The sequence below is a fragment of the Enterobacter sp. UNJFSC 003 genome (assembly GCF_036903355.1).
Classification (GTDB): domain Bacteria; phylum Pseudomonadota; class Gammaproteobacteria; order Enterobacterales; family Enterobacteriaceae; genus Enterobacter.
The window spans coordinates 1-260 of the sequence record NZ_JBAKHK010000215.1; the positions used below are offsets into that span (position 1 = coordinate 1).

1 protein-coding gene is annotated in these 260 nt (G+C 54.2%); it reads right to left on the reverse strand.

Going from position 1 to position 260, the window contains the following annotated elements:
* Nucleotides 1-260, reverse strand: a 260-nt coding sequence (locus V5P19_RS23850; protein ID WP_334408038.1) for an autotransporter outer membrane beta-barrel domain-containing protein, incomplete at both ends; no start/stop codon positions are given.

Sequence of the window (260 nt, forward strand, 5' to 3'; positions counted from 1 at the left end):
GGTGATGGCTATTCAGGTAGGTTTTCACCCCAAGTCGCGTTTGCACATTTCCGTCGCCTTCCGTTTCAATGCGCGTTCCGTCTTTCCGGGTATGGTCGGAATCTTTCACACCCATCCAGGTGATTTGCGCCTGTGGCTGGACGTACCAGGTATTCAGCGTCCCTTCGCTGCCGCTAAATGTTCCCGCTTCAAAGGTATACCCACCCTCAACAGAGGCCGTCACACCGCGAGAATCATAGTCGTCAGCAGAACGGTTATCG